Annotated in this window: 20 protein-coding genes and 1 tRNA gene; 7 read left to right on the top strand and 14 right to left on the bottom strand. The window is 69.3% G+C overall.

Going from position 1 to position 19767, the window contains the following annotated elements; genetic code table 11:
- Positions 1–84 precede the first annotated feature (84 nt).
- Entirely contained in the window at positions 85–1623 is a 1539-nt protein-coding gene (locus ACIOC0_RS13885; protein WP_402155244.1) for an MFS transporter, read from the bottom strand.
- A 167-nt stretch (positions 1624–1790) separates the two neighbouring features.
- Positions 1791–2435, bottom strand: a complete 645-nt coding sequence (locus ACIOC0_RS13890) for a TetR/AcrR family transcriptional regulator (RefSeq protein ID WP_402155245.1) — start codon at positions 2433–2435, stop codon at positions 1791–1793.
- 420 nt (positions 2436–2855) lie between these two features.
- Here ACIOC0_RS13890 and ACIOC0_RS13895 point away from each other — a divergent pair, with 420 nt between their 5' ends.
- Together ACIOC0_RS13895 and ACIOC0_RS13900 are read left to right on the top strand one after the other, a co-directional pair.
- Positions 2856–4178, top strand: a complete 1323-nt coding sequence (locus ACIOC0_RS13895) for a M6 family metalloprotease domain-containing protein (protein WP_402155246.1) — start codon at positions 2856–2858, stop codon at positions 4176–4178.
- A gap of 373 nt (positions 4179–4551) precedes the next feature.
- Positions 4552–6057: an IclR family transcriptional regulator C-terminal domain-containing protein gene (locus ACIOC0_RS13900; RefSeq protein WP_402155507.1), complete on the top strand. Its 1506-nt coding sequence runs from the start codon at positions 4552–4554 to the stop codon at positions 6055–6057.
- A gap of 136 nt (positions 6058–6193) precedes the next feature.
- Here ACIOC0_RS13900 and ACIOC0_RS13905 read toward each other — a convergent pair whose 3' ends face one another.
- Positions 6194–8458 carry an ADP-ribosylglycohydrolase family protein gene (locus tag ACIOC0_RS13905; protein WP_402155247.1) on the bottom strand — a complete coding sequence of 755 codons (2265 nt, stop codon included), beginning with the start codon at positions 8456–8458 and terminating at the stop codon, positions 6194–6196.
- A gap of 488 nt (positions 8459–8946) precedes the next feature.
- Between ACIOC0_RS13905 and ACIOC0_RS13910 the strand changes: the two genes are divergently transcribed.
- Positions 8947–9022, top strand: a tRNA-Arg gene (locus tag ACIOC0_RS13910).
- A 68-nt stretch (positions 9023–9090) separates the two neighbouring features.
- Here ACIOC0_RS13910 and ACIOC0_RS13915 read toward each other — a convergent pair.
- From ACIOC0_RS13915 to ACIOC0_RS13955, 9 genes are all read right to left on the bottom strand, one after another.
- Positions 9091–10242 (bottom strand): tyrosine-type recombinase/integrase, encoded by a 1152-nt coding sequence (locus tag ACIOC0_RS13915; RefSeq protein ID WP_402155248.1) that lies wholly within the window; start codon positions 10240–10242, stop codon positions 9091–9093.
- Positions 10242–10424, bottom strand: a complete 183-nt coding sequence (locus tag ACIOC0_RS13920) for a helix-turn-helix domain-containing protein (protein ID WP_402155249.1) — start codon at positions 10422–10424, stop codon at positions 10242–10244. The genes ACIOC0_RS13915 and ACIOC0_RS13920 overlap by 1 nt, the downstream gene beginning before the upstream one ends.
- Positions 10417–11697, bottom strand: coding sequence for a replication initiator (locus ACIOC0_RS13925; RefSeq protein ID WP_402155508.1), 1281 nt, complete (start codon positions 11695–11697; stop codon positions 10417–10419). Before ACIOC0_RS13925 ends, ACIOC0_RS13920 begins: the two co-directional genes overlap by 8 nt.
- 159 nt (positions 11698–11856) lie before the next feature.
- Positions 11857–12108 carry a SpdD protein gene (locus ACIOC0_RS13930; protein ID WP_402155250.1) on the bottom strand — a complete coding sequence of 84 codons (252 nt, stop codon included), beginning with the start codon at positions 12106–12108 and terminating at the stop codon, positions 11857–11859.
- A gap of 24 nt (positions 12109–12132) precedes the next feature.
- On the bottom strand, positions 12133–12327 hold the full coding sequence (locus tag ACIOC0_RS13935; RefSeq protein ID WP_133026736.1) for a hypothetical protein: 195 nt from the start codon (positions 12325–12327) through the stop codon (positions 12133–12135).
- A 16-nt stretch (positions 12328–12343) separates the two neighbouring features.
- Positions 12344–12535: a mobile element transfer protein gene (locus tag ACIOC0_RS13940; protein ID WP_402155251.1), complete on the bottom strand. Its 192-nt coding sequence runs from the start codon at positions 12533–12535 to the stop codon at positions 12344–12346.
- Between the two features lie 10 nt (positions 12536–12545).
- Entirely contained in the window at positions 12546–13172 is a 627-nt protein-coding gene (locus ACIOC0_RS13945; RefSeq protein WP_402155252.1) for a DUF2637 domain-containing protein, read from the bottom strand.
- Between the two features lie 81 nt (positions 13173–13253).
- Positions 13254–14630: an FtsK/SpoIIIE domain-containing protein gene (locus ACIOC0_RS13950; RefSeq protein ID WP_402155253.1), complete on the bottom strand. Its 1377-nt coding sequence runs from the start codon at positions 14628–14630 to the stop codon at positions 13254–13256.
- Entirely contained in the window at positions 14630–14986 is a 357-nt protein-coding gene (locus tag ACIOC0_RS13955; RefSeq protein WP_389425169.1) for a hypothetical protein, read from the bottom strand. Before ACIOC0_RS13955 ends, ACIOC0_RS13950 begins: the two co-directional genes overlap by 1 nt.
- 179 nt (positions 14987–15165) lie before the next feature.
- Here ACIOC0_RS13955 and ACIOC0_RS13960 point away from each other — a divergent pair, with 179 nt between their 5' ends.
- A complete protein-coding gene (locus ACIOC0_RS13960) occupies positions 15166–15507 on the top strand; it encodes a hypothetical protein (protein ID WP_385276886.1) in 342 nt (113 codons plus the stop codon).
- Positions 15508–15532: 25 nt separating this feature from the next.
- Here the strand turns inward: ACIOC0_RS13960 and ACIOC0_RS13965 are convergent, their stop codons facing one another.
- Entirely contained in the window at positions 15533–16321 is a 789-nt protein-coding gene (locus tag ACIOC0_RS13965) for a GntR family transcriptional regulator (protein WP_402155254.1), read from the bottom strand.
- 110 nt (positions 16322–16431) lie between these two features.
- Here ACIOC0_RS13965 and ACIOC0_RS13970 point away from each other — a divergent pair, with 110 nt between their 5' ends.
- From ACIOC0_RS13970 to ACIOC0_RS13980, 3 genes are read left to right on the top strand one after another with little or no spacing between them, the layout of a single operon-like run.
- Positions 16432–16839, top strand: coding sequence for an NUDIX hydrolase (locus ACIOC0_RS13970; RefSeq protein WP_402155509.1), 408 nt, complete (start codon positions 16432–16434; stop codon positions 16837–16839).
- 46 nt (positions 16840–16885) lie between these two features.
- Positions 16886–17314, top strand: a complete 429-nt coding sequence (locus ACIOC0_RS13975) for an ATP-binding protein (protein ID WP_402155255.1) — start codon at positions 16886–16888, stop codon at positions 17312–17314.
- Entirely contained in the window at positions 17308–17691 is a 384-nt protein-coding gene (locus ACIOC0_RS13980) for a hypothetical protein (RefSeq protein ID WP_402155256.1), read from the top strand. Before ACIOC0_RS13975 ends, ACIOC0_RS13980 begins: the two co-directional genes overlap by 7 nt.
- 357 nt (positions 17692–18048) lie before the next feature.
- Here ACIOC0_RS13980 and ACIOC0_RS13985 read toward each other — a convergent pair whose 3' ends face one another.
- Positions 18049–19749: an ATP-dependent nuclease gene (locus tag ACIOC0_RS13985; protein WP_402155257.1), complete on the bottom strand. Its 1701-nt coding sequence runs from the start codon at positions 19747–19749 to the stop codon at positions 18049–18051.
- Between the last annotated feature and the right edge of the window lie 18 nt (positions 19750–19767).

Below are 19767 nucleotides of genomic sequence, written 5' to 3' on the forward strand. Positions count from 1 at the left end.
GGGAGGGGAGCCGTGCGGGAGGGGAGCCGTGCCGGGCGTCGCGAGCCGGTGAACCTTTCCGGTCGCAGCACCAGCGGCCGGGGGTCAGTGGGCGACCACCGGGACCGGCACCGCGTCGTCGGCGTCCTGCGCGTCGGAGCCGGTCACCGCGCTCATGTCCGGCTTGCCGGCGTTGACGAGGGTCAGGGCGATCACCGCGGCGGTGACCAGGATGCCGACGGCGAACCAGATCGCGTTGGTGTAGCCGTGCACCATGCCCTCCAGCTGGACCAGCTGCCGCTGCGGAGCGGAGGTCGCCGAGGCCATGTGGTCCGTGATGTACGACGTGGTCGCGGACGCGGCGACGGTGTTCAGCAGGGCGGTTCCGATCGCGCCGCCCACCTGCTGCGAGGTGTTGACCATCGCGGAGGCGACACCGGCGTCCCGGGGCTGGACGCCCTGCGTGGACAGGGACATGGCCGGCATGAACGCCGAGCCCATGCCCAGACCGAGCAGCAGCATCGCCGGCAGCAGCAGGGTCGCGTAGGAGGAGCCGATCTCCATGCGGGTCAGCAGCAGCATGCCGAGCGCGGCGACCAGGAAGCCGGGGCCCATCAGCAGCCGCGGCGGGACCCGGGTCATCAGCCGGGCGCCGATCTGGGTGGACCCGGTGATCATGCCCACGATCATCGGCAGGAAGGCGAAGCCGGTCTTCACCGGCGTGTAGCCCTTCACGACCTGCAGGTAGTAGGTCAGGAAGAGGAACAGGCCGAACATGGCGATGATCGCCAGGCCGAGCGAGAGGTAGACGCCGCCGCGGTTGCGCTCGGTCACCACGCGCAGGGGCAGCAGCGGGGCCTTGACCTTCGCCTCGACCAGCACGAACGCCAGCAGCAGCACACCGGACGCGACGAACATGCCGATGGTCAGGGAGTCGCTCCAGCCCTCGGACTCGGCGCGCGTGAAGCCGTACACCAGAGCGACCAGGCCCAGGGTGGACAGGATGACGCCGGGGATGTCGAGCGGCGAGCGGTTGCGGCCGCCCTCCGGCTCACGGATGACGAAGTACGCGCCGGCCGCGGCGACGACGGCGAAGGGGATGTTCACGAAGAACGTCCAGCGCCAGTCCAGGTACTCGGTGAGGAAACCGCCGAGGATCAGGCCGACGGCGCCGCCGCCGCCCGCGATCGCGCCGTAGATGCCGAACGCCTTGGCCCGCTCCTTGGCGTCGGTGAACATCACGGCGAGCAGGGAGAGCGCGGCGGGCGCGAGCAGCGCGCCGAACACGCCCTGGAGTGCGCGGGCGCCGAACATCATCGCCTCGTTGGTGGCCGCGCCGCCCAGCGCGGAGGCGGCGGCGAAACCGGCCAGTCCGACGACGAAGGCCCGCTTGCGGCCCCACAGGTCGGCGATCCGGCCGCCGAAGAGGAGCAGACCGCCGAAGGCGAGGGCGTAGGCCGTGACGACCCACTGCCGGTTGCCGTCGGAGATGCCCAGGTCCTGCTGGGCGGAAGGCAGGGCGATGTTCACGATGGTGGCGTCGAGGACGACCATCAGCTGGGCCAGCGCGATGAAGACGAGTGCTTTCCAGCGGCTCGGGTCCGCCTGGACGGCGCCGGGAGCCTTGCTGGCTGTTTCAGACATGGAGGTACCCACTTCGGGACTGCGTGACGGAAAAAGACGAGAAAAGGCGCGGCGCGTCGGACACGGCAACGGCGACGGCGACGGCCGGAATGTCTGCGGGCTGACGCGGGTCAGCTCGGGTCTGGCTGGGTGACGTAGGTCGGATGGGTGAGGTGACTCACGGTGGGTCAGGCCTGGCGGAGGTCCTCCATGGTCACGGCCGCGCCCGGCAGCACGGATCGGGCCGGGGCCCGCAATCCGTCCAGGAACAGCTGAAGATGGCGGTGGACGAAACGGTCGGCGCTCAGGCAGGCGGTGCCGGCCGGCGGGCGGCTGAGCTGGGCCACGGCGACCATCAGGTCCCCGATGCCCACGTCGGCGCGGAGCTGCCCCGCCTGCCGGGCGCGCTCCATGACCTCGTCGATCAGCTGCTCGGCGCGGAGCCGGGCGGCCATGAGGTCGGGGTGGTTCTCGTCGAAGGTGCTGGCGACCATCGGGCACAGCGCGCCGATGCGCTCGTCGGCGGCGCCGTGCACGAAGCGCTCCAGCGCGCCGAAGGCGTCGCCGGTCTCCGCGAGCGCCTGCCGGGCCGCCTCGGCCGTCCGGTCCATGACGGAGCAGACGACCTCGCGGATCAGCGCGCCGCGGTCGGGGAAGTTGCGGTACACCGTGGCGTTGCCGACGCCGGCCCGGCGGGCGATGTCGTCGAGCGGCACGTCGGGGCCGAGTTCGACGAACATCTCGCGGGCGGCGGTGACGATCCGCTCCCGGTTGCGCAGGGCGTCGGCGCGCGGCCGGGTCGCCTTGCGCGTCGCGGGGTGGACGGTCTGCACGGTGCACTCCTTCGAATCGGTTGATCCGCGAAACCGAACCGGGGAAGCGTTCCCCGTTTCGCTCGGACACTGACTAAACGGGGGAACAGTCCCCGTTAATTCCGAGAGCCGAACCCTTTTCGTGTGACCTGAGTCACTTACGACCTACCTTCCGGTAACCCACGATCGGCCGCCTCAGCGCGCGCGCCACCACTTGGCGACGCAGGGTGATGCCGAGGGTGCAGCCGGTGACCGGCGGCTGCCGGAGCGAAGGGTCCCCGCATGCAGCCGCAGCCCGAGCGCCCCGAGACGAGCGCCGGGCCGGGGCAGCTGCGGGGGGACGGGGCGCGTGCCGCTGGGGTTTCAGGGGACGGCGCTCGCCCTGGCGCTCCCGATGGGGAAGCGGGGGAAGGCGCGCGCCCCGGCGCTCCTGCTGCGGAGATGCCGTCGGCCTCCTCAGGGGACGGGATCCCTGCCGCCCTGCCCCGCGCGCCCCGCCGTCGGATACGCACCCGCCGGGCGGCCGCATTCGCGTCCGTGACGGCTCTGACCCTGGCGGTGAGCACCTCCGCGGGCTCCGGGCGGCTCCCCCCGAACCCGGCGACGGGCGGGGCCGGCCCCGTTTCCCCCGCCCGCACCGCCGCCCACGCCCCGTGCATGATCTACGGCAGCCCCACCGTGCAGATGTCGGAGGGCGTGCCGACGCCCGGCGGCTACGCACGTTCCACGGGCACCGTCCGCGCCCTCACGCTGATGATCGACTTCTCCGACGCGCCGGGCGCGGGCAACGCGCTGGACCGCTACCGCGAGTTCTTCCCGCAGACCCAGGAATGGTTCCGCACCGCGTCCTACGGCCGCCTCGACTACCGCCCCGACACCCCGATCCCCGGCTGGCTGCGCATGCCCAAGTCCTTCGAGGAGTACGGCATGGAGCGCGGCGCGCCCTTCGACCCCGGCTACCGGCGGCTGATCCAGGACATCGTGGCCGCCGCCGACCCCACGGTGGACTTCCGCTCGTACGATCTGATGAACGTGCTGGTCACCCCCAACGCCGGCCCCTCCGCGCTGGACACGGTCCTGTCGGTGACGTTCGCCGGCAACACCGAGGCCCCGGTGGCCGACGGCGTCCCCGTCGCCAACGCGTCCTTCGTCTACTCCCGCCAGGACGACGGCTCCGGCACCTACGACCGCACCGGCTACCGGGTCCTCCCCCATGAGAACGGCCATGTCTTCGGCCTGCCCGACCTGTACACCCAGGAGGGCGGGGGCGCGGTCGGCCACTGGGACATCATGAGCGAGGACTGGGGGTCCAACAACGACCTGCTCGGCTGGCACAAGTGGAAGCTCGGCTGGCTGGACACCGACCAGGTGCGCTGCGCGAGCGCGACCGGCACCGCCGAGTACACCCTCACGCCGCTCTACCGTCCCGGCGGCCCCAAGCTGATCGTCGTACCGATCGACAGTCGTACCGGCTACGCGTTCGAACTGCGCGCGCATGGCGGCAACGACGAGACGGTGTGCCGTCCCGGCGTGCTCGTCTACAAGATCGACGCGCAGGTGGACACCGGCATGGGCCCGGTGCGCGTCCATGACGCCCACCGCGACAGCGGCGGCTGCACCCGCAGCCCCAACGTGCACGCCGAACTGTCGGACGCGCCGTTCGCGCCGGGTGAGACGTTCGAGGACCCTGGGCAGGGCCTGCGCGTCGCGGTGACGGCGGCCGACCTGGAGGGGAACTACCGGGTGCGGGTGACACGGTCGTAGGCGAGGGCCGGACGGCCGCGCATTACGGTGGGGTCTGCCGCCATCGCCGTACCGCCGCACAGTTGTATCGCCGCACCGCCGTATCGCAGCACCGCCGCACCGCCGTATCGCAGCACCGCCGTATCGCCGTATCGGAGAACCGAAGCTCATGCCCGCGAACACGCCCACGCCCGCCGGGGATCCGCCGAGGCCGAACGGACCGCTGCGGTCCCCCGCGGGAGGGCGCGGGACGCCGGGGGCGGCTGGGCGGGAGGTGGCCGTGCCGGAAGTCGTCGTCCCGCAGGATGCGATCGCCCCGGATGATGCGGTGGCGCCGGATGATGCCGTGACCACGGGTGATGCGGTGGCCCCGCAGGAGGCTGTCGCGCCGTTGATGCGGGGGGTCACCGTGCTCCGGGAACTGACGGCGGCGGGCGGCACGATGAGCCTGAGCGGTCTGGAGCGTGCCACGGGGCTGGCCCGCTCCACGGTCGACCGCATCGCGGCGACCCTGGCCCGCATGGGCCACGTCCGCCTGGACAACAGGGACGTCGTACTCGCGCCGCCCGTGCTGGAGTTGGGCAACGCCTACCTGGCGGCCCTCCGCCTCCCCGCCCTGCTCGGCGGCCGGGCGGACCAACTCGCGGACGAACTCGACGAGTCGGTCTCCCTCGCGGTCGCCGACCGGGACGGCATCCGCTTCATCCACCAGGCGACCCGCCGCCGCGCGATGTCCCTGAGCTTCCGCATCGGCGACCTGCTCCCCGCCGAACGCACCGCGCCAGGACCGTTGTTCGCCACGGAATGGACCGACGCCGACTGGACCCGCTGGCGCTCCCGCCGCACGACGGACCCGGACGGCAGGGACTTCCCGGCGCTCCCGCCACGCGCCCCGGACGCGACGCTCGAACAGGACTTCGCCCGCCGGACGGACCAGGCGGCGCGCGACGGCTGGGCGCTGGACGACCAGCTGATCGAACCGGGCCTGGTGGCGGTGTCGGTCCCGGTACGGCACCCCGGCACGTCCCGGATCGCCTGCGTGGCGAGCGTGGTGAGCCACACGAGCCGTCATACGGCCGAGGACCTGCGTGCGACGCTCCTGTCCCCCCTGCGGAGGGCGGCGGACGCGATGCAGCGAGCCCTGCACGAGAGCGCTCCCCCAAAGCCCACGTCACCTCCCTCGCCCCTGGCTCTGTGGACGGGCGCTTCCAAGCAGGAACTGGGCCGCGAGTTCATCGAGTCCCTGGCCAGGGGCCTGACGGTGCTGACGGCGTTCGACGAGGGAAGACCCGAGCTGTCCCTGGCGGAGGCGGCGAGGGCGACGGGCCTGACGAGGGCGACGACGCGCCGGGCCCTGATCACGTACGAGCACCAGGGTCTGGTGACCCGGTCTCCGACCGGCGCTTTCTCCCTGACCCCCCGAGTGCTGGCCCTGGGCTTCCCGCCCCTCTCCCGCACCACGCTCCCCCGCATCGCGGCTCCCCACCTGAAGAACCTGACGGACCTGATCCAGGAGTCGACGTCGCTGGCGGTCCTCACACCCTTCGGCGACGAGATCCGCTGCACGGCCGGCGCGCAGGCCCGTCACGTCATGAGCGTGTCCATAGAACCCGGCACACACCTGCCGGCCCCCGAGACGGCGGCGGGTCGCCTGCTCCTGGAGGACACCCCGCACACCCTGGTCGACGAGCAGTGGGAGGAGGGCCTGCGCGCCCTGGCCGTCCCCGTCCACGACCGCACCGGCCGCACGGTCGCGGCCCTGACCATGACCGCTCACGCGGCCCGCCGCACCCCGGAGGAATGCGAACGCGACCTCCTCCCCCACCTGCGGACAACAGCGGCCCGAATCGAATCGGACCTCCACATGACATCCCGCTTCACCCGAGTCCCGTTGGCCTGACCCGCCTTCGAAGAAGGGCGAGATCAGGCGGGCCGCGCCCGAGCGAAGGTCCCCACAGATGGAACAGCCTGCGGCCAGGGCCTAAGGCCGACGCACGGCGGGTTGTTCGATGCTCCGGACTCCCCCAGCCGGTGGATCACCACCCCGGGTAGCGGCCCTGCCAGTGGGGATCCCAACCACTGGTGTACTCACCGCCACTGGGGGAGTCGGTGAGCTGGGCGATGAGATCGCGGGCCAAGGTGTCGAGAACCCAAGCCAGTTCGTGGCGGCTGACCAGGTCGACGGGCAACGCCTCGGCGCCGTGCGCGGCACCGAGGAACGCCCCGGCCACACAGGCCACCGAGTCGCCGTCGGGCGCCCGGGCGGCGAAGCGCAGAGCCGCGTCCACCTGGTCCCGGTCGGGGAACGAAGCCGCGACGTACAGACCGCCGAGCAGTGCCGAGGGCGCGGTGGCGTCCGGGGCGAGGTGTGCGAGCCGCGCCGCCTCGCCGGGATGTTCGTCGGCCTGCACGAGCGCCGCGTGCAGTCGATCGCGTTCATCGGCGGTGAGGCCGGGATGGTCAACGTCGTCAAGGGCATGAAGGCCCTCCAGCAGCGCCTGCCGTACCTGCGACCGCCCGCCGTTCAGGCTCTCCTGCATGTGTGGCCCGCTGGTCAGGCAGTGCCCCGCCAGTACGACCGCATGCGCCGCCGCGGACTGCGCGGCGGAGTCGCCATGGGTGAGGGCGGCGATCTCGCGTGCCCAATCGGCTGACGCCTTCGAGCCGTGAGGAGCGGCGCCCACCACAGCGGCAGGAAGGCTCCGGGTGAGGGCGTGGCAGCCGCGGCTGGTCGTCGGATTTCCCATGCCGCCGGGCCCGACCTTCGACAGGGCGGTGACGGTCGCCGGTGCGGAACCGCGTCGTTGGGCCAGCACGGGCACCTGGGCGAGCCAGCCGTCCGGCCACACGCTGTCGTCGCTCGCCCCGGCCCAGCGGCTCCGCATCCGCTCGGACTCGATGCCCTGCAGGGCGGCCCACCGGCAGTAGGCGTGGAACACCACACCCGAGCTCGGCCCGAGGCCCCTGTGGGCACTGCGCACGAGAGCACGGATCGTGCCCTCGGCGGTGAAGCACGCCAGCTGAGTCGAGACCCCGGCCCGCAACGGGACGCCGGACGGCAGCTTCCCCCCGGCGGCACCGAGGGTGTCCCCCACGGCGAGCCCGAGCAGCAGGCCGCGCACCCGGGAAAGGGCCGTCTTCTCCTTCAGGAAGCTCCCGGGCCGCTCCGGCTCCGCGGTTCGGTCCCGATCCGGCTTCCTGCTCTCGTCGAATCCCTTACGGGCCTGATCCCGCTCGACGGACTCCGCCGCCTTGTGAGGCGCCGAGGGCCAGCCCTGGGCGTCGTCCTTCCCGCCGCGGGCGGTGAGCACCGCCAGCCGGACGAGGTCTCCCCCGGTGTGGCCGGGCCAGCCGTGGACGACCCGCTGCCACTCCAGAGGGACGCCCGAGCAGCCCCAGCGCGCGCCGAGCAGTGCGCCGGCGATCGCGGCGACGGTGTCCGTGTCCGTGCCGGCCCGCACTGCCGCCTCCAGGGCGAGGCGAAGGTGCTGGGCCGGGAACTCCCCCTGCGCCGGAGACAGTTCGGGGACGGCTGTGCGGGTGATCGCCGACCAGGCGGCCTGCAGCGCGTGGACGACCCAGCCGTTGTTGGTGAAGTGGTGCGGCGGGTGGGCCTCCGCCTCGTCCAGCCGCCGCGCCCACACGCCTCGGCGCTCCGCGGGAATCAGGTCCAGGCCGGCGCGTACACCGTCGAACGTGCCGTCGAGCACCGCGGTGCGGATGCCCGAGCACCACAGCACGCAGGCGTCGGCGCAGTCCGGGTCCGGATGGGTGAGCGCGCTGACGGCGACGGCGGCCTCGGCCATCGCCTGGAGGTCGCCCAGGTGACTCAGGGCGACGATCCCGGTACGCATGAGCGAACCGTTGCCGGCGGCGCGTTCGTTTCCGGCGCTGAAGCGGCGGGCGGCGTCGAGCAGCGCCGCGCCCGGCGCTCCGCCGACACGGGCGGCGGCCCCCAGGACGGTGCGGGTCTGCGCGCCGACGTCACTCGCGCCGCCGCTCAGCCACTTCTGGAAGTTGACGGCGATCGCGTCGAGAGCCTCTGGGGTGCGCAGGTCCGCGCCGGTGGCCGCGACCTCGGCGATGCAGACCTGCATCTGGGTGTCGTCGGAGTACTCACCGGGTTCGTACGGCCCCAGCCCGCCGCCGATCATCCGCGGCTGCTGGTCGTCGCGCAGCCGCGCCTCGAACTCGTAGGGCACGCCCAGCGCGTCGCCCACGGCCGCACCGAGAAGTACGCCGGCGGCCCGGTCGACGCTGTGCGCGTCCAGTCGGGGGTGCGGAACGCGGGCATGGGCCATCGGGGGCTCCGTAAGGTGCGGCGGCGCGCGGGAGAGGCGGACCGGACGGACGGTGACGGGACGTGGCAGGCGGCAGTGCGAGACGGGAGCGGCCCGGGCGGCGCAGGCGTGAAGAAGTTCCGAAAACGATGTGTGTGTCCGCACATTGACGCCCCGCCAGCTTGGCACAGGAGGACACTTATCGTCAATGAGACGATTGGAGCCTTGGCGGTTGCGGGGTGCCTGCCCCTCGGCAATCACCCTGCTCGAGATCTCGACGGGTCGAGCCCTCCGCCAGGGAGGTGCGCGCACGCCGACGCACACGGCCTGACCACCACAGCACCCGGCTTCCCGACGCCAGCGCCCAACCGAGCCCTGATCCGGTAACCTGTGGACCGAGCGCCCCGGCAGGCGCTGTGGCATGCGTCGTGGGCTCTCAGCCCACCTCCTCGACCACGGCAGCCCGCCCCAGGTCGCTCAGGGCTTGACCAAGGTTTCACCCAAGCCCCGCCTTCGTAGCTCAGGGGATAGAGCACCGCTCTCCTAAAGCGGGTGTCGCAGGTTCGAATCCTGCCGGGGGCACCAGCCAAAAGGCCCCGGACCGATCATGGTCCGGGGCCTTTGACATCCACTTTTGACATCAACGAGGGCGATCACTCACGACCGGGCCGCCTCTTGAGCAGCCGATCCATGTGGCTGATGGCCTCGCGCTGGGTGTCCTGCACGACGTGTGTGTACACATCCATGGTGATGCTGATCTGGCTGTGCCCCAGGATCTCCATCACCACGCGAGGAGCCACCCCGGCAGCGGTGAGGAGCGTGGCACACCCGTGCCGGGCGTCGTGCAGCCGGATCACGCGGAGGCCGGCGGACTCGGCGACTCGGGTGAAGGAGCGGTACATGTTGCGCGGCTCGACCGGACGGCCGTTCCGGGTGGCGAAGACGTAACCGCCGTCATCCCACGACTCCCCTGCGCGCTGCCTGGCAGCCACCTGCCGCATCCGGTGCCAGCGCAGCGGAGCGATGCACATGGCCGGGAGCGGAAGGGCACGGTTGCGGCGGTTCTTGGTGTCGTCGTCATAGAGAACCCCGCGCCGCCGCTGCGTCTGCTGGCGGACGTACAGGACGCGCTTGTCCAGGTCCACATCGGTCCAGCGCAGACCGACGAGTTCACCCCGGCGCAGCCCCATGGCGATAGCGAGCACGAACGCCGCGTACAGCGGGTCCTTCCGGGAGGCGGCGAGAAAGTCCAACGTCTCATCGAGCGTCCAGGGACTCAGCTCACGCGACGAGGCCCGAGGCGGCTCGACAAGGCCCGCAACGTTCCGTGCGATGAGCTCTTCCCGGCAGGCCGCGGACAGCGCCGTACGCAGCACCCGGTGCGACTCCTTGGCCGTGGCCGCTGTCGTCCTGTTCTCCAGCTGGGTCAGGAAGCGCCGGACGTCGGCGACGCTGAGGGATTCGAGCCGCTTGGAGCCGAGCATGGGCACGAGGTAGAGCCTGACGTGCGCCTCGTACTTGTCGTACGTGCTGAGCTTCCGGCGAGGCTTGACGATGTTGTCCAGCCAATAGGGCAGCCAGTCGGAGAGCTTGGCCGACTTCGTGGGCACGGGCACGCCCTGGTCGACCTTGGCGAGCAGCTCACGGCGCTTGGCGTCGCACTCGGCCCAGGTCTTGCCATAGGCGAACTTGCGGGCGCGTGTGCCGTCCGGTTGGAGCACGTAGACCGCACAGTGAAAGCGGCCGTCCTTGCGCTTGGTGATGGTGCCCGCGCCATTCGGGTTGCGCTTGCGCTGCTGGGCCATCAGGCCGCCGCCTCCAGTTCGGTGGTGATGTAGTCGCGGACCGCACGCGCCGGGATACGACGGCACCGGCCGATCGTGATCGAGGGCAAGCGCCGGGAGCGGATCAGGTCATAGACCGTGGAGCGGCCGAGCTTGAGCCGTGCCATGACGTCCGGGACCGTCAGCAGCTCTTCGTCAGGCATGGGTGGACTCTCCTTCCGTTCCGGGGGCGGGTTCGAGCGATGCGGCGAGCCAGGCTTCGGCATCGGAGAGGCCAGTGCCGGCGAAGACCCAGTGCGCGAGGACGTACGTCGTCTCGGGCCCGGTGTCGGGGGTGGCGGCTTGGGCGCGTCGCCATTCGGCGCGAGCGTCGCGGAGTGCGCCGAGGGTGGTGGAGTAGCGGCGGGACTTGGTGGAGAAGTGGCCGCGGAAGCCGAGCATGTGGGCCCAGGCACGCAGGCGGAGGTGTTCGAGGTCCTTGCGTGCGCCGAGAGCCCAGGCGGTTCGGATCAGGCGGCGGGCATGCTCGCTGATGTCGAGCTGGGCAAGTTCGGCGACGAACTTCAGCGGGCGGTCGAGAGCTCCCGTAGCTGTCTCCGCGCCCTTGGTGGCGTACTTGGCGATGTAGGCGGCGACGGCTCGTTCGGTGAGCTCCTGGCCGTCGTTGAAGTCGGCGGATCGGATGGTGCGGACGTCGAGTTGGCGGCCGAAGACGAACTCATGGGCGCGGCCGTCGATGGTCGGGCCGTCGACTTGAACCTTGGACGCGGCAGCGCCGATGGCGTCGGTCAGCAGCTCGGCGGTTGCCCAGGCCGGGGGCGGGGTGTCCCCGCCGGTCGCGCCGTCGATGCGGATGACGGCGTGAAAGTGGACCGCACCGCGCTTCTGGTATTCGGCGACCTTGGCGAAGGACACGCGGGCGTGGTCGCGGAGCTCCCGCTGTGACAGGCCCGCACGCTTGGCGACCTCTCGGCGCAGGTAGATCGAGAAGCGTCGCCAGAGGGGCCCGGCATGCGCGTTCCAGAGGACGGCGGCTTCGTAGTCGTAGGTGTCCGGGTTGAGCGGAGTGCCGAGTGCTTCGTCCTCCTGGTCGTGGTGGGTGCCGCAGCGGCAGGGGCGTCCGTCGGTGCGGCGGTTGTGGACCAAGCCGAAGCCGGGGGCGGTGAAGGTGGCGAAGACGCGGGGGTGGGTGGCGACGTGTTCGGGGGTGCCCTTGCCGCCGCGCAGTCCGGCGGTGATCAGTTGGAAGGTGTCGCGGCGGTAGACCTCGGAGCAGGCCGGGCAGCGGGTCGTGCGGCGGTTGTTGCAGCGGACGAGGAGTTGGCCGGCCGGGAGGTCGCCCGAGTCGAGGTGGTGGAGGACGCGGCCGATTTCGCCGGTGGTGGTGTCGACGTCGTATTCGGTGCGGTGGCCGTCGAGGCGGATCGGGTGGGTGCAGCCGCCGAGGCCGGAGAGCTGGCGGAGGATACCGGGCAGGGTGCCGCCTGCGGCGAGGTTGCTGAGTTCCGGGAGAGGGGGCGGGGTGGCGCGGGCGAAGATGACGGTTCTCCTTCTGACGGGCACTTCGGGAGGGGTGGGCCGCCGGGGCGGCGGGTACGTGGCTGTGTCACGCCGCCCCGGAGGTCTGGCCGCAGGTCAGCGGCGGTGGTGGTCGCGGAGCAGGGAGCGCAGGACCACGGCGGCGACGGCGACCGACATGGCCGTGACGGCGACGGCGGCTAGGAGCGCGGTGAGGACGACTCCGCCGACGAGGACGGCCGCGACGGTCTTCTGATCGATGGAGACCGACGGAAGTGAGCGCCGGACCGGTGCGGGGGCCGGGTCGGTCGGGGCGTGGGTGTGCGCGGGCGGCGGGGTGGGGTTGTCCGGGTACTTGGGCAGGAACACGGTTGCGATCTCCTGTCTACTCGTCTAGATGTGTTGGCCGTTTATGACGGTCACGCCGGAACGCGTGCCGGACTCGATGGCGGGGGCGAGGAAGGTGCGCGAGAGCCAGAAGCCGAAGAGGGTGATCAGGACGACGATCCACACTCGGACGCCGAGGTACTTGATGGCCGCCCAGGCGAAGAAGCCGAGGACGACGACGAGCGGCAGGCTGACGGTCACGGGGTACGGGGTCCTTTCAGCGGACGGGGCAGCGGTGGGTGCGGGCGGCCAGCTCGGCGGCGGCTCGGCTGTCGTAGTCGGCGGAGAAGTTGCAGCGCGGGGCGGTGCAGGCGGCGGTGTGCTTCTCGCGGCCGCGGTGGTCGTAGGTGGTGCCGACCTGCACGGGGCCGATGCGGGTGACGTTGCGGAAGCGGCGGTTGGCGGTCATCAGAGCTCCCTCAGAGGTGGGTGGCGATGGCTTCGGCCATGGGCGCCGGGACGCCGAGGCGGGCGCGCAGGGTGGTGACGTCCATGGGGGTGCCTGTCCGGGTGTGGTGTTCGGCGGCGACCTTGCGGGCGTGGTCGATGAGAGCGGCCGGGACTGGGACGGCGGGGCGTTCCGGCGGGGCCTCGATGGCGGGTGGTGCCGGGGTGGGCGGCTCGGGGGCCGTTTCGGGTTCGACCTCCTGGTCCTCGATCAGCTCGACGTCGTCAGCCGTCTTGGGTGCGGAGTGGGCGAGGAGGGTTCCGCCGAGGAAGGCGACGGCGGGCCAGCCCGCGACGAGGATGCGCAGCCAGGCCGGGACGTCGTCGAGGTCGAGCAGGCCGGCCGTGGCGACGTTCGCGCCCAGGGATGCAGCGAGCGCGATGACGAACCAGCACCAGGCCACGCCCTTGGCCGAGCCGGAGCGCAGTCGACGCCAGGCGGCGACGAGCAGCAGGTCGACGGAGACGGGATAGGCCCAGGCCTTCCAGCCGTCCTGTCCGGCCGCCACGGCGACGTCGTGAATGTGGGCGAAGGACAGCGCGGCGGCGATGAGCGCCTGTACGAGCACCGCGTCGACGCGGGCCAGTTGGGCGCGCATGGTGGCTCCTTCCGGGATCAGGCATGGGAGGGGTAGGGACGTGGCGCGAGGGGGTCACGCTGACCGTTGAGGTGAGGGGTGTCAGTCCGTGACGGGGTGCGGCTGGACTGCGGGGGCCGGGGTCTCGACGGGCCGTACGGGGACGTAGGGCCGGAAGGGCTTCAGCGCGGGCAGCTCGGGCACCAGGTGAGCCGTCTCTCGGCAGACATCGGCGGCGTCGCCGAGGGAGAGGTACGGGGTGCGGATGCGGGACCAGCCGCCGGAGGTGTCGCCCGCGACGGCGAGGCCGGGGCGTTCAGGGGCGATGGCGCAGGCGGCGAGAACGGCTTCCGGCGCGATGTCGCCGAGGGCCATCTTCGCGGAGGCTTCGTCATTGACGCGGTGGCAGACGCGGCCGGTCAACTGGGCCCGGAGCATGGTCGCGCCCTTGCCCAGCTCAGCGCCGAAGCGCTGCCCACACACCTCGAGGTAGATGCCGGCCGCGCGGCCGAGCTGGGCGAGCCGGATGAGCTGGGTGACCATCTCGTCGCGCCGTTCCTCGTCCTTGCGGGTGGCGGTCAGGAAGAGCTCGGCCACCTCGTCGACGAACAGGACGATGGGCACGGGCCGTTCGCTCTCGGGCAGCCCCCAGATGTCGGAGGTGATTTCTTCGTCGGGGAGATCGGGGGCGATGCCTTGCCTGGCCTTGATCAGGTCGTATCGGTCCTCCATTTCCTTGATCAGGACGGGCAGCAGTTCGGCGGCTTCGTCCGGATCGGTGGCGAGCGCCGAGAGGCGCGGGGCGAACGGGGCCAGCTCGACCCCGCGCTTGCAGTCGACGCCGACGAGAGCGACGTCCTGACGGGCGAGTCCGGCGACCAGGTGCCGGAGGTACATGGACTTGCCCGACAAGGTCGCGCCGAGGGTGAGTTGGTGCGGTACGGCCCGGTAATCGCGCACGAAGGGCATGGCGTCCTCCCGCAGCGCGACCGGCACTTTGAGGAAGCCGCCGTCGACCTTGCGGGGCATCCGTACCTTGCGCAGGACGTCGAAGCCGACGAGCCGTAGTTCGACGACACCGGGCTTGACGGTGGAGACGTAGACGGCGTGGACGCCCCAGGCGTGCCGCAGCCGTTCGGCCGAGGCGGCGACGTCGGCGGGTTCCTGCCCCGGAGCGAGGCGGAGCCGGAGCCGTAAGCCGGTCGACGTGGGTCGGATGATGCCCCGGCGGGGTGGAACGGGCCGCACCTCGCGTCGAGTGGTGGCCTTGACGGCGAGGATGCGCAGCCGGGACGGCGCGACGGTCAGGCCGCAGGCTTCCATGACCGAGGCGTACGAGCTGAGCAGTCGGACGGTGGATATCGGTCCGCCGACGGCGGACCAGTAGAGGCCGGGGTGGTTGGCCCGTGCGTAGGCGGCCCCGCCGCCGAGCGCGGCGACAGGACCACCCACCTCCAGAAGCGTCGCGAGATCGCTCATCAGGCCGAGGCCCCCATGACGGCCGGGAAGGCGGCCGGGGTGACGGCGGCGGCCCGGAAGGCGATGCCGTGACGCTGCTGGCCGTTGAACACGGACTCCCACGGCCGGGCGACCAGCCCCGGCAGCGAGACCGGCGCACCGAGGTTCAGCCCCTCGGAGACGCCGCCTTCCGGGACGGTGACCTTGATCAGCGAGGACTCCCCGTCCTCGATGTAGACGACGCCGATGGTCATCAGCGCCTCGCCACTGACGGCGTCCTTGGCGATCTCGCCGGTCTGCCGGTCGCGGACCTTCGGCTCGGGAGCCTCGGTGAGGAGGATCGTCGCGGCGGAGGCCTCAACACGGATGGTGCGCACAGGCACGTTCCTATCTACTCGTCTATACAAGCTGCGATCTGCGAACCCGATTTCCTCGGGCTCACGACGATCACCTTGCCACACAACTTGCCCACTCGTCTATACGAGTAAGCGTGTTGGGGTGTACGAGTTCGAGAAGCGTGCCGGCCGCTGTCAGACCCATCCGTCAGAATCCGGCCATGCTGATAGCGACGAACGCCAACGGCCTCGTGGTCAAGCGCCCCTCGAAGCCGGCCATCGGGACGATGCTCGCCAACTTGCAACGCGGTATCGAGCACATGGTGCTTGAGCGGCAAGAGGAGGACCTCGAAGGGGACTGGTACATCCAGGTCCTGTTCCGCGCCAACAACACCTACCAGCTGGAGTACCGGGACGGCGTCCCTGCCGAGCACTACCAGACGCAGACCGTGTCGCAGGAGAAGGTGCGGGAGGCGCTCATCGGCTGGGCGACCGGCAAGCCGGACTGGCGCGAAGGCTTCATGTGGAACAACATCGGCGACATGTTCACACCGGAGGCCTAGCACCCCACCGACACCGGTCATGCGGTCACGTCGCCGGGAGCTGGTAGGCCAGGACGTAAGCATCCGCCGCCATGACCGTGTCGCAGACCTCGACGGGTCGCTTTTCGGTGTCGAAGGCGGTCCGGATCAGGTGGATCACGGGCACGCCGGCCGCCAGCCTCAGCGTGCGCACCTCGTCCGGCGAGGGCATCCGGGCGCGGATCTCTTCCTCGAAGTGGTCGAGGCGGTGGCCCAGCTCTTCGAGTCGGGCGTAGATGCCGCCGGGGCCGGGGTTGGGTTCGGCGATCAGCGTGCCGCGGGCGATGTCGAGCGGCAGGTAGGAGGTGGCGAACTCGACCGGTCGCCCGTCGAGGAGGTAGCGGCGCCGACGCGCGAGGACCCGCCGCACGGACCCGAGCCGCGTGGAGATGTCCTGACTCGCCTTCTCTTCCTTCACCTCAAGACTGTCGACCTGCGGGTGGCTGCCCGCCGCGTCGGCTTCGACGATGAACGCGGACTTCCCCTGCTCGCGATGGCGACGGGCGAACCGGTCCGAGGCGAGACGCCGCACAGGCGGACGCGGCCGGACGAAGACGCCCTTGCCGTGCTCGGCGTGGACCAGGCCCTCCCCCTGGAGGATCGAGAAGGAGTTGCGGACCGTCATGCGAGAGACCCCGTAGTGGTCGACGAGCTCCGCTTCCGAAGGCAGCTTCTCGCCCTCCCGGAACCGCCCACGGTCGATGGCCTCACGCAGCTGGTCGGCAATCTGCCGGAAGACCGCACGATCACTCGTGGGATCGAGATCACCGAGCAGGCCCGAAGAAAGAGGGCTCACGTGTGTACTCCTTTAGGTATCTAGACGAGTGGGCGAGTGCTTGTTGCTACGGTGGAGAGCCTAGCCATCCGAGAGGGCCGAGGAACGTGAGCACAGAACGCCCGCACTCCGTGAGCGTGGCCGGGGTCGTCGTCGACGCCCAGGGCCGGGCCCTCCTGATCCAGCGCCGGGACAACGGCCACTGGGAACCGCCGGGCGGCATCCTCGAACGCGAGGAGACCATCCCCGAAGCCCTTCAGCGCGAAGTCCTCGAAGAGACCGGCATCAAGATCGCACTTCCCGCGACCCTCACCGGCGTCTACAAGAACATGACGGGCCTGATCGTCTCGATGGTCTTCCGCTGCGAGGCGGCCGACGGCACTCCGACCACCGGCGACGAGACCCGCGCACTGCGCTGGGTGACCCGTGAAGAAGTCTCCGAACTTGCCGACGAGGCGTACGCGATCCGCGTCATAGACGCACTCGACGCGGCGTCGCCGCCGGCCATCCGCGCCCACGACGGCGTGAAACTCGTCTAGTCCGAACCCGCTGCACATGGCGGCCTACCAGCATGAAGGAACTTGTATGCACGAGTATACGAGTACTGCCCGGGTCTGGGGACTGTCTTGCCCAGGTTTCCCGGAAGAGGTCAGCCGGGCCCGCCGATGGACGCGCGACGTCCTGCGAGGCTCCCCTTTCGCCGACGACGCCGAGCTGATCGTGAGCGAGCTCAGCGCGAACGCGATCCTCCACACGGCGAGCGGACGCGAGTCCGGCAGCTTCCACCTGGCCGTCGCCGTCTCGGCGCAGGTGGTCGCCGTATCGGTGACGGACGCCGGAGGCACGGGCACGGCCCCGAAGATCGAGCACCAGGAGCAGGACGCCGAGCACGGCCGCGGACTCGGCATGGTCAGCGCGATCGCTCACCGGGTCGTCGTCCACGGCAGCGAGACCGGCCACACCATCACGGCGGAGCTCTTCACCTACGCACGCCGAGGAGGGCACCCGTGCTGAAGACGACGACCAGGCCGGGCTTCTGGTGCGAGTGCTGGACCCAACGGCTCGACGGACGACGCCCGCCGGCCCTCTTCGGATCCTTCGACGCGCACTCGGCGGTCGAGGCGAACAACTGGGTGGCGACGATCCTGCGCACCATCTCACCGGCCCTGGACACGGCCGCTTCCCAGGAGGCGTGGACGCGGCTCCATGACGACCGCATCGACACGAGACGAGCCCTGTTGCGCCGGGAGCCGTGGACGGTGTCCATCACGCACGCCAGCACACGCATCACGTGGACCGTACGACCAGCGCTCTTCCTGCCCCTTGCACACCGTCAGGGCGTCGAACTCCCAGCCTGCGTGGACGACTTCAAGCCCCGCACGGCCGACTGAGTTACAACTTTCTCTACTGGTTCAAGGCCCGCGCACGGCGCGGGCGCGCGCCGCCTCTGCGGCGCGGCCTGCCTCCTGTCTCCGCCCCGGCTGGCCGCGCCCGGCGGCGCGCTGGCGAGCTGCGGGCATGAAGTGGGAGACACCCTCTGTGGCTAGGGCGGTCGGCTCCACGGCTTTAGGCAGCCAATTTGGCGCGAGCCTCGAAGATCATGGCCCAAGATCGGGCACTAACGGGCAGGCTCACAAACCTGCCCGATCCGCTGGCTAGCGTAATGGGCCATGATCACTCGCGCCAAATCAGCTCCAGCCCAAAGCCGCTCCGCCGACCTCGCGTGTCTCAAAGCCGCAGCGATCCGCTTAGAGCTCCATCTCATCAATACGATTCTCGAGCTGCAAGCAGAGTGCATCAATACTGCTTGCACGCCTAGGGTGCAAAGCGGAGCCAGGATTCGCAACCACGAGCCTCGACACGAGCATTTTCACCTGCGTTCCCACGCTTGTGTCATACACCTTACCCTGCGACCGAAAAGCAGCGTCCATTCGGTCACCCCACTTACTCTTTTCCCTCTTGAATTCCGGCACATCCAAAGAAACGCCAAATGTTTTCGACACCTCATCCTTATATAGCTCGACGTTCAGAGTATCTTCGAATTCCGACTCCTTCATGGAAGGGACTATGGTATAGGTCTCCTCTTTGGGGGAAAGTAGACCTGCATCACGCGCTTTACTTCCGGCCATCAACCCAGCTCCGTCATGATCCAAGAGAACATGATACTGGCAGAGCTGCTGTCGCAATCCGTCCAGCTTGGGCAGTAGATTGGAGGCCCCCTTCAAATAATCCAGGGAAAGTCCACCACTAGCGATAAACGTTCTGAGTTTTGCGCTATTGTTCGCGATCAGAGCCTCAAGTGAATGGCGATCCGTAAGTCCCTCAACAATGAGCACAAGGGCAGCTTGTGCGAGGTTGTCTGAAGTTCTTACTCCCAGAACATCGCGCAGTTCATTCAGCGTTTTCGCTGGTGCAGCCTTACTGCCCCGTACGATGACGTTATTGGATAGCTTGAACCTGTCCACCAATAGTGGACTATGGGTCGTGTAAATCACCTGCTGCTTCGATGCGATTTCGTTCACTACCTGGCGCACCCTGTGCACGGCGCTCGGATGCAGATGCGCCTCGGGCTCCTCAATAGCCAGGATCAACGAACGTCTCCCGCTGTCGGCCACCTTCCGCGCCATGGCCAAAGCCGCCAGGCTCTGTACACCATCACCCTTGTTCCTTAGGTCGGTCTCAGCGCCATCATCGATAAGCACCTTGATCTCGTCGATTAGTCCGTCAAGAATACCCCCTTCCGTCACTTGAATGCGAACGTCAGCTATGTCCGGGATGAAATCTTTGAGAGTCTCGCGCAATTCGATTGCCAGCGGCTTCATGGCATCAGTAACGGCTACTGAAAGTTGACTCACCAGACTCTCGTATTGTTCGGCATCGAGAGCTTCAGTGATGCGGTCACGCAACATTTCACGGATGACCTCTGTAGCATCAGCGGCAGTTCTAACCGAGCCGACGTATTCGATACGAAGGCGGCGACCAACAAAGCTCGCCACTTGCCCAGATTTCCGGTTTAGCGTCTCCTTGCCTGGCCCCTGCTTACGGACAGTAAAATCTACATACTTGTTGACCGTTAGGCGAATCGGAAGTTCCGTTTTGAGGCTGACTCCAATCTGACTCTTGAAGAGAGCCTTTTCTGCATCATCCAACTCAAACCAAAAATCAATTATCGTACTGCCATTCGGGGTCCTCTCCTGAAGATCTTTCGGGTAGTCTTCAAACCAGTCGTAATATTGCCTGCTGGAAAGCCGCACGCTGGGAGAGTTAGCTCTGGCGGATCCCATCATTCCAAAGCGGCGCAGTATTCGCATGCCCATAACAGCCGCTCGGAGAATGTTAGACTTCCCCTCATTATTAGGACCGACCAGAACTGCCAACTCTCCGAAGTTGAGGCGCGGGGTCTGTTTGATGGATCGGTAATTCTTTACCGACAGTCCTGAAAGCTGCACTTTCGTAGCCCCTTTGCC

This window comes from Streptomyces sp. NPDC088254 (assembly GCF_044740925.1).
In the GTDB taxonomy this organism is placed as follows: Bacteria; Actinomycetota; Actinomycetes; order Streptomycetales; family Streptomycetaceae; genus Streptomyces.

Excerpts from the sequence above, each read along its gene's own strand:
- ACIOC0_RS13885 (WP_402155244.1), bottom strand. The coding sequence starts at position 1,623 with ATGTCTGAAACAGCCAGCAAGGCTCCCGGCGCCGTCCAGGCGGACCCG.
- ACIOC0_RS13895 (WP_402155246.1), top strand. The coding sequence starts at position 2,856 with ATGCCGTCGGCCTCCTCAGGGGACGGGATCCCTGCCGCCCTGCCCCGC.
- ACIOC0_RS13900 (WP_402155507.1), top strand. The coding sequence starts at position 4,552 with ATGCGGGGGGTCACCGTGCTCCGGGAACTGACGGCGGCGGGCGGCACG.
- ACIOC0_RS13905 (WP_402155247.1), bottom strand. The coding sequence starts at position 8,458 with ATGGCCCATGCCCGCGTTCCGCACCCCCGACTGGACGCGCACAGCGTC.
- ACIOC0_RS13915 (WP_402155248.1), bottom strand. The coding sequence starts at position 10,242 with ATGGCCCAGCAGCGCAAGCGCAACCCGAATGGCGCGGGCACCATCACC.
- ACIOC0_RS13920 (WP_402155249.1), bottom strand. The coding sequence starts at position 10,424 with ATGCCTGACGAAGAGCTGCTGACGGTCCCGGACGTCATGGCACGGCTC.
- ACIOC0_RS13940 (WP_402155251.1), bottom strand. The coding sequence starts at position 12,535 with ATGACCGCCAACCGCCGCTTCCGCAACGTCACCCGCATCGGCCCCGTG.
- ACIOC0_RS13945 (WP_402155252.1), bottom strand. The coding sequence starts at position 13,172 with ATGCGCGCCCAACTGGCCCGCGTCGACGCGGTGCTCGTACAGGCGCTC.
- ACIOC0_RS13950 (WP_402155253.1), bottom strand. The coding sequence starts at position 14,630 with ATGAGCGATCTCGCGACGCTTCTGGAGGTGGGTGGTCCTGTCGCCGCG.
- ACIOC0_RS13960 (WP_385276886.1), top strand. The coding sequence starts at position 15,166 with ATGCTGATAGCGACGAACGCCAACGGCCTCGTGGTCAAGCGCCCCTCG.
- ACIOC0_RS13975 (WP_402155255.1), top strand. The coding sequence starts at position 16,886 with ATGCACGAGTATACGAGTACTGCCCGGGTCTGGGGACTGTCTTGCCCA.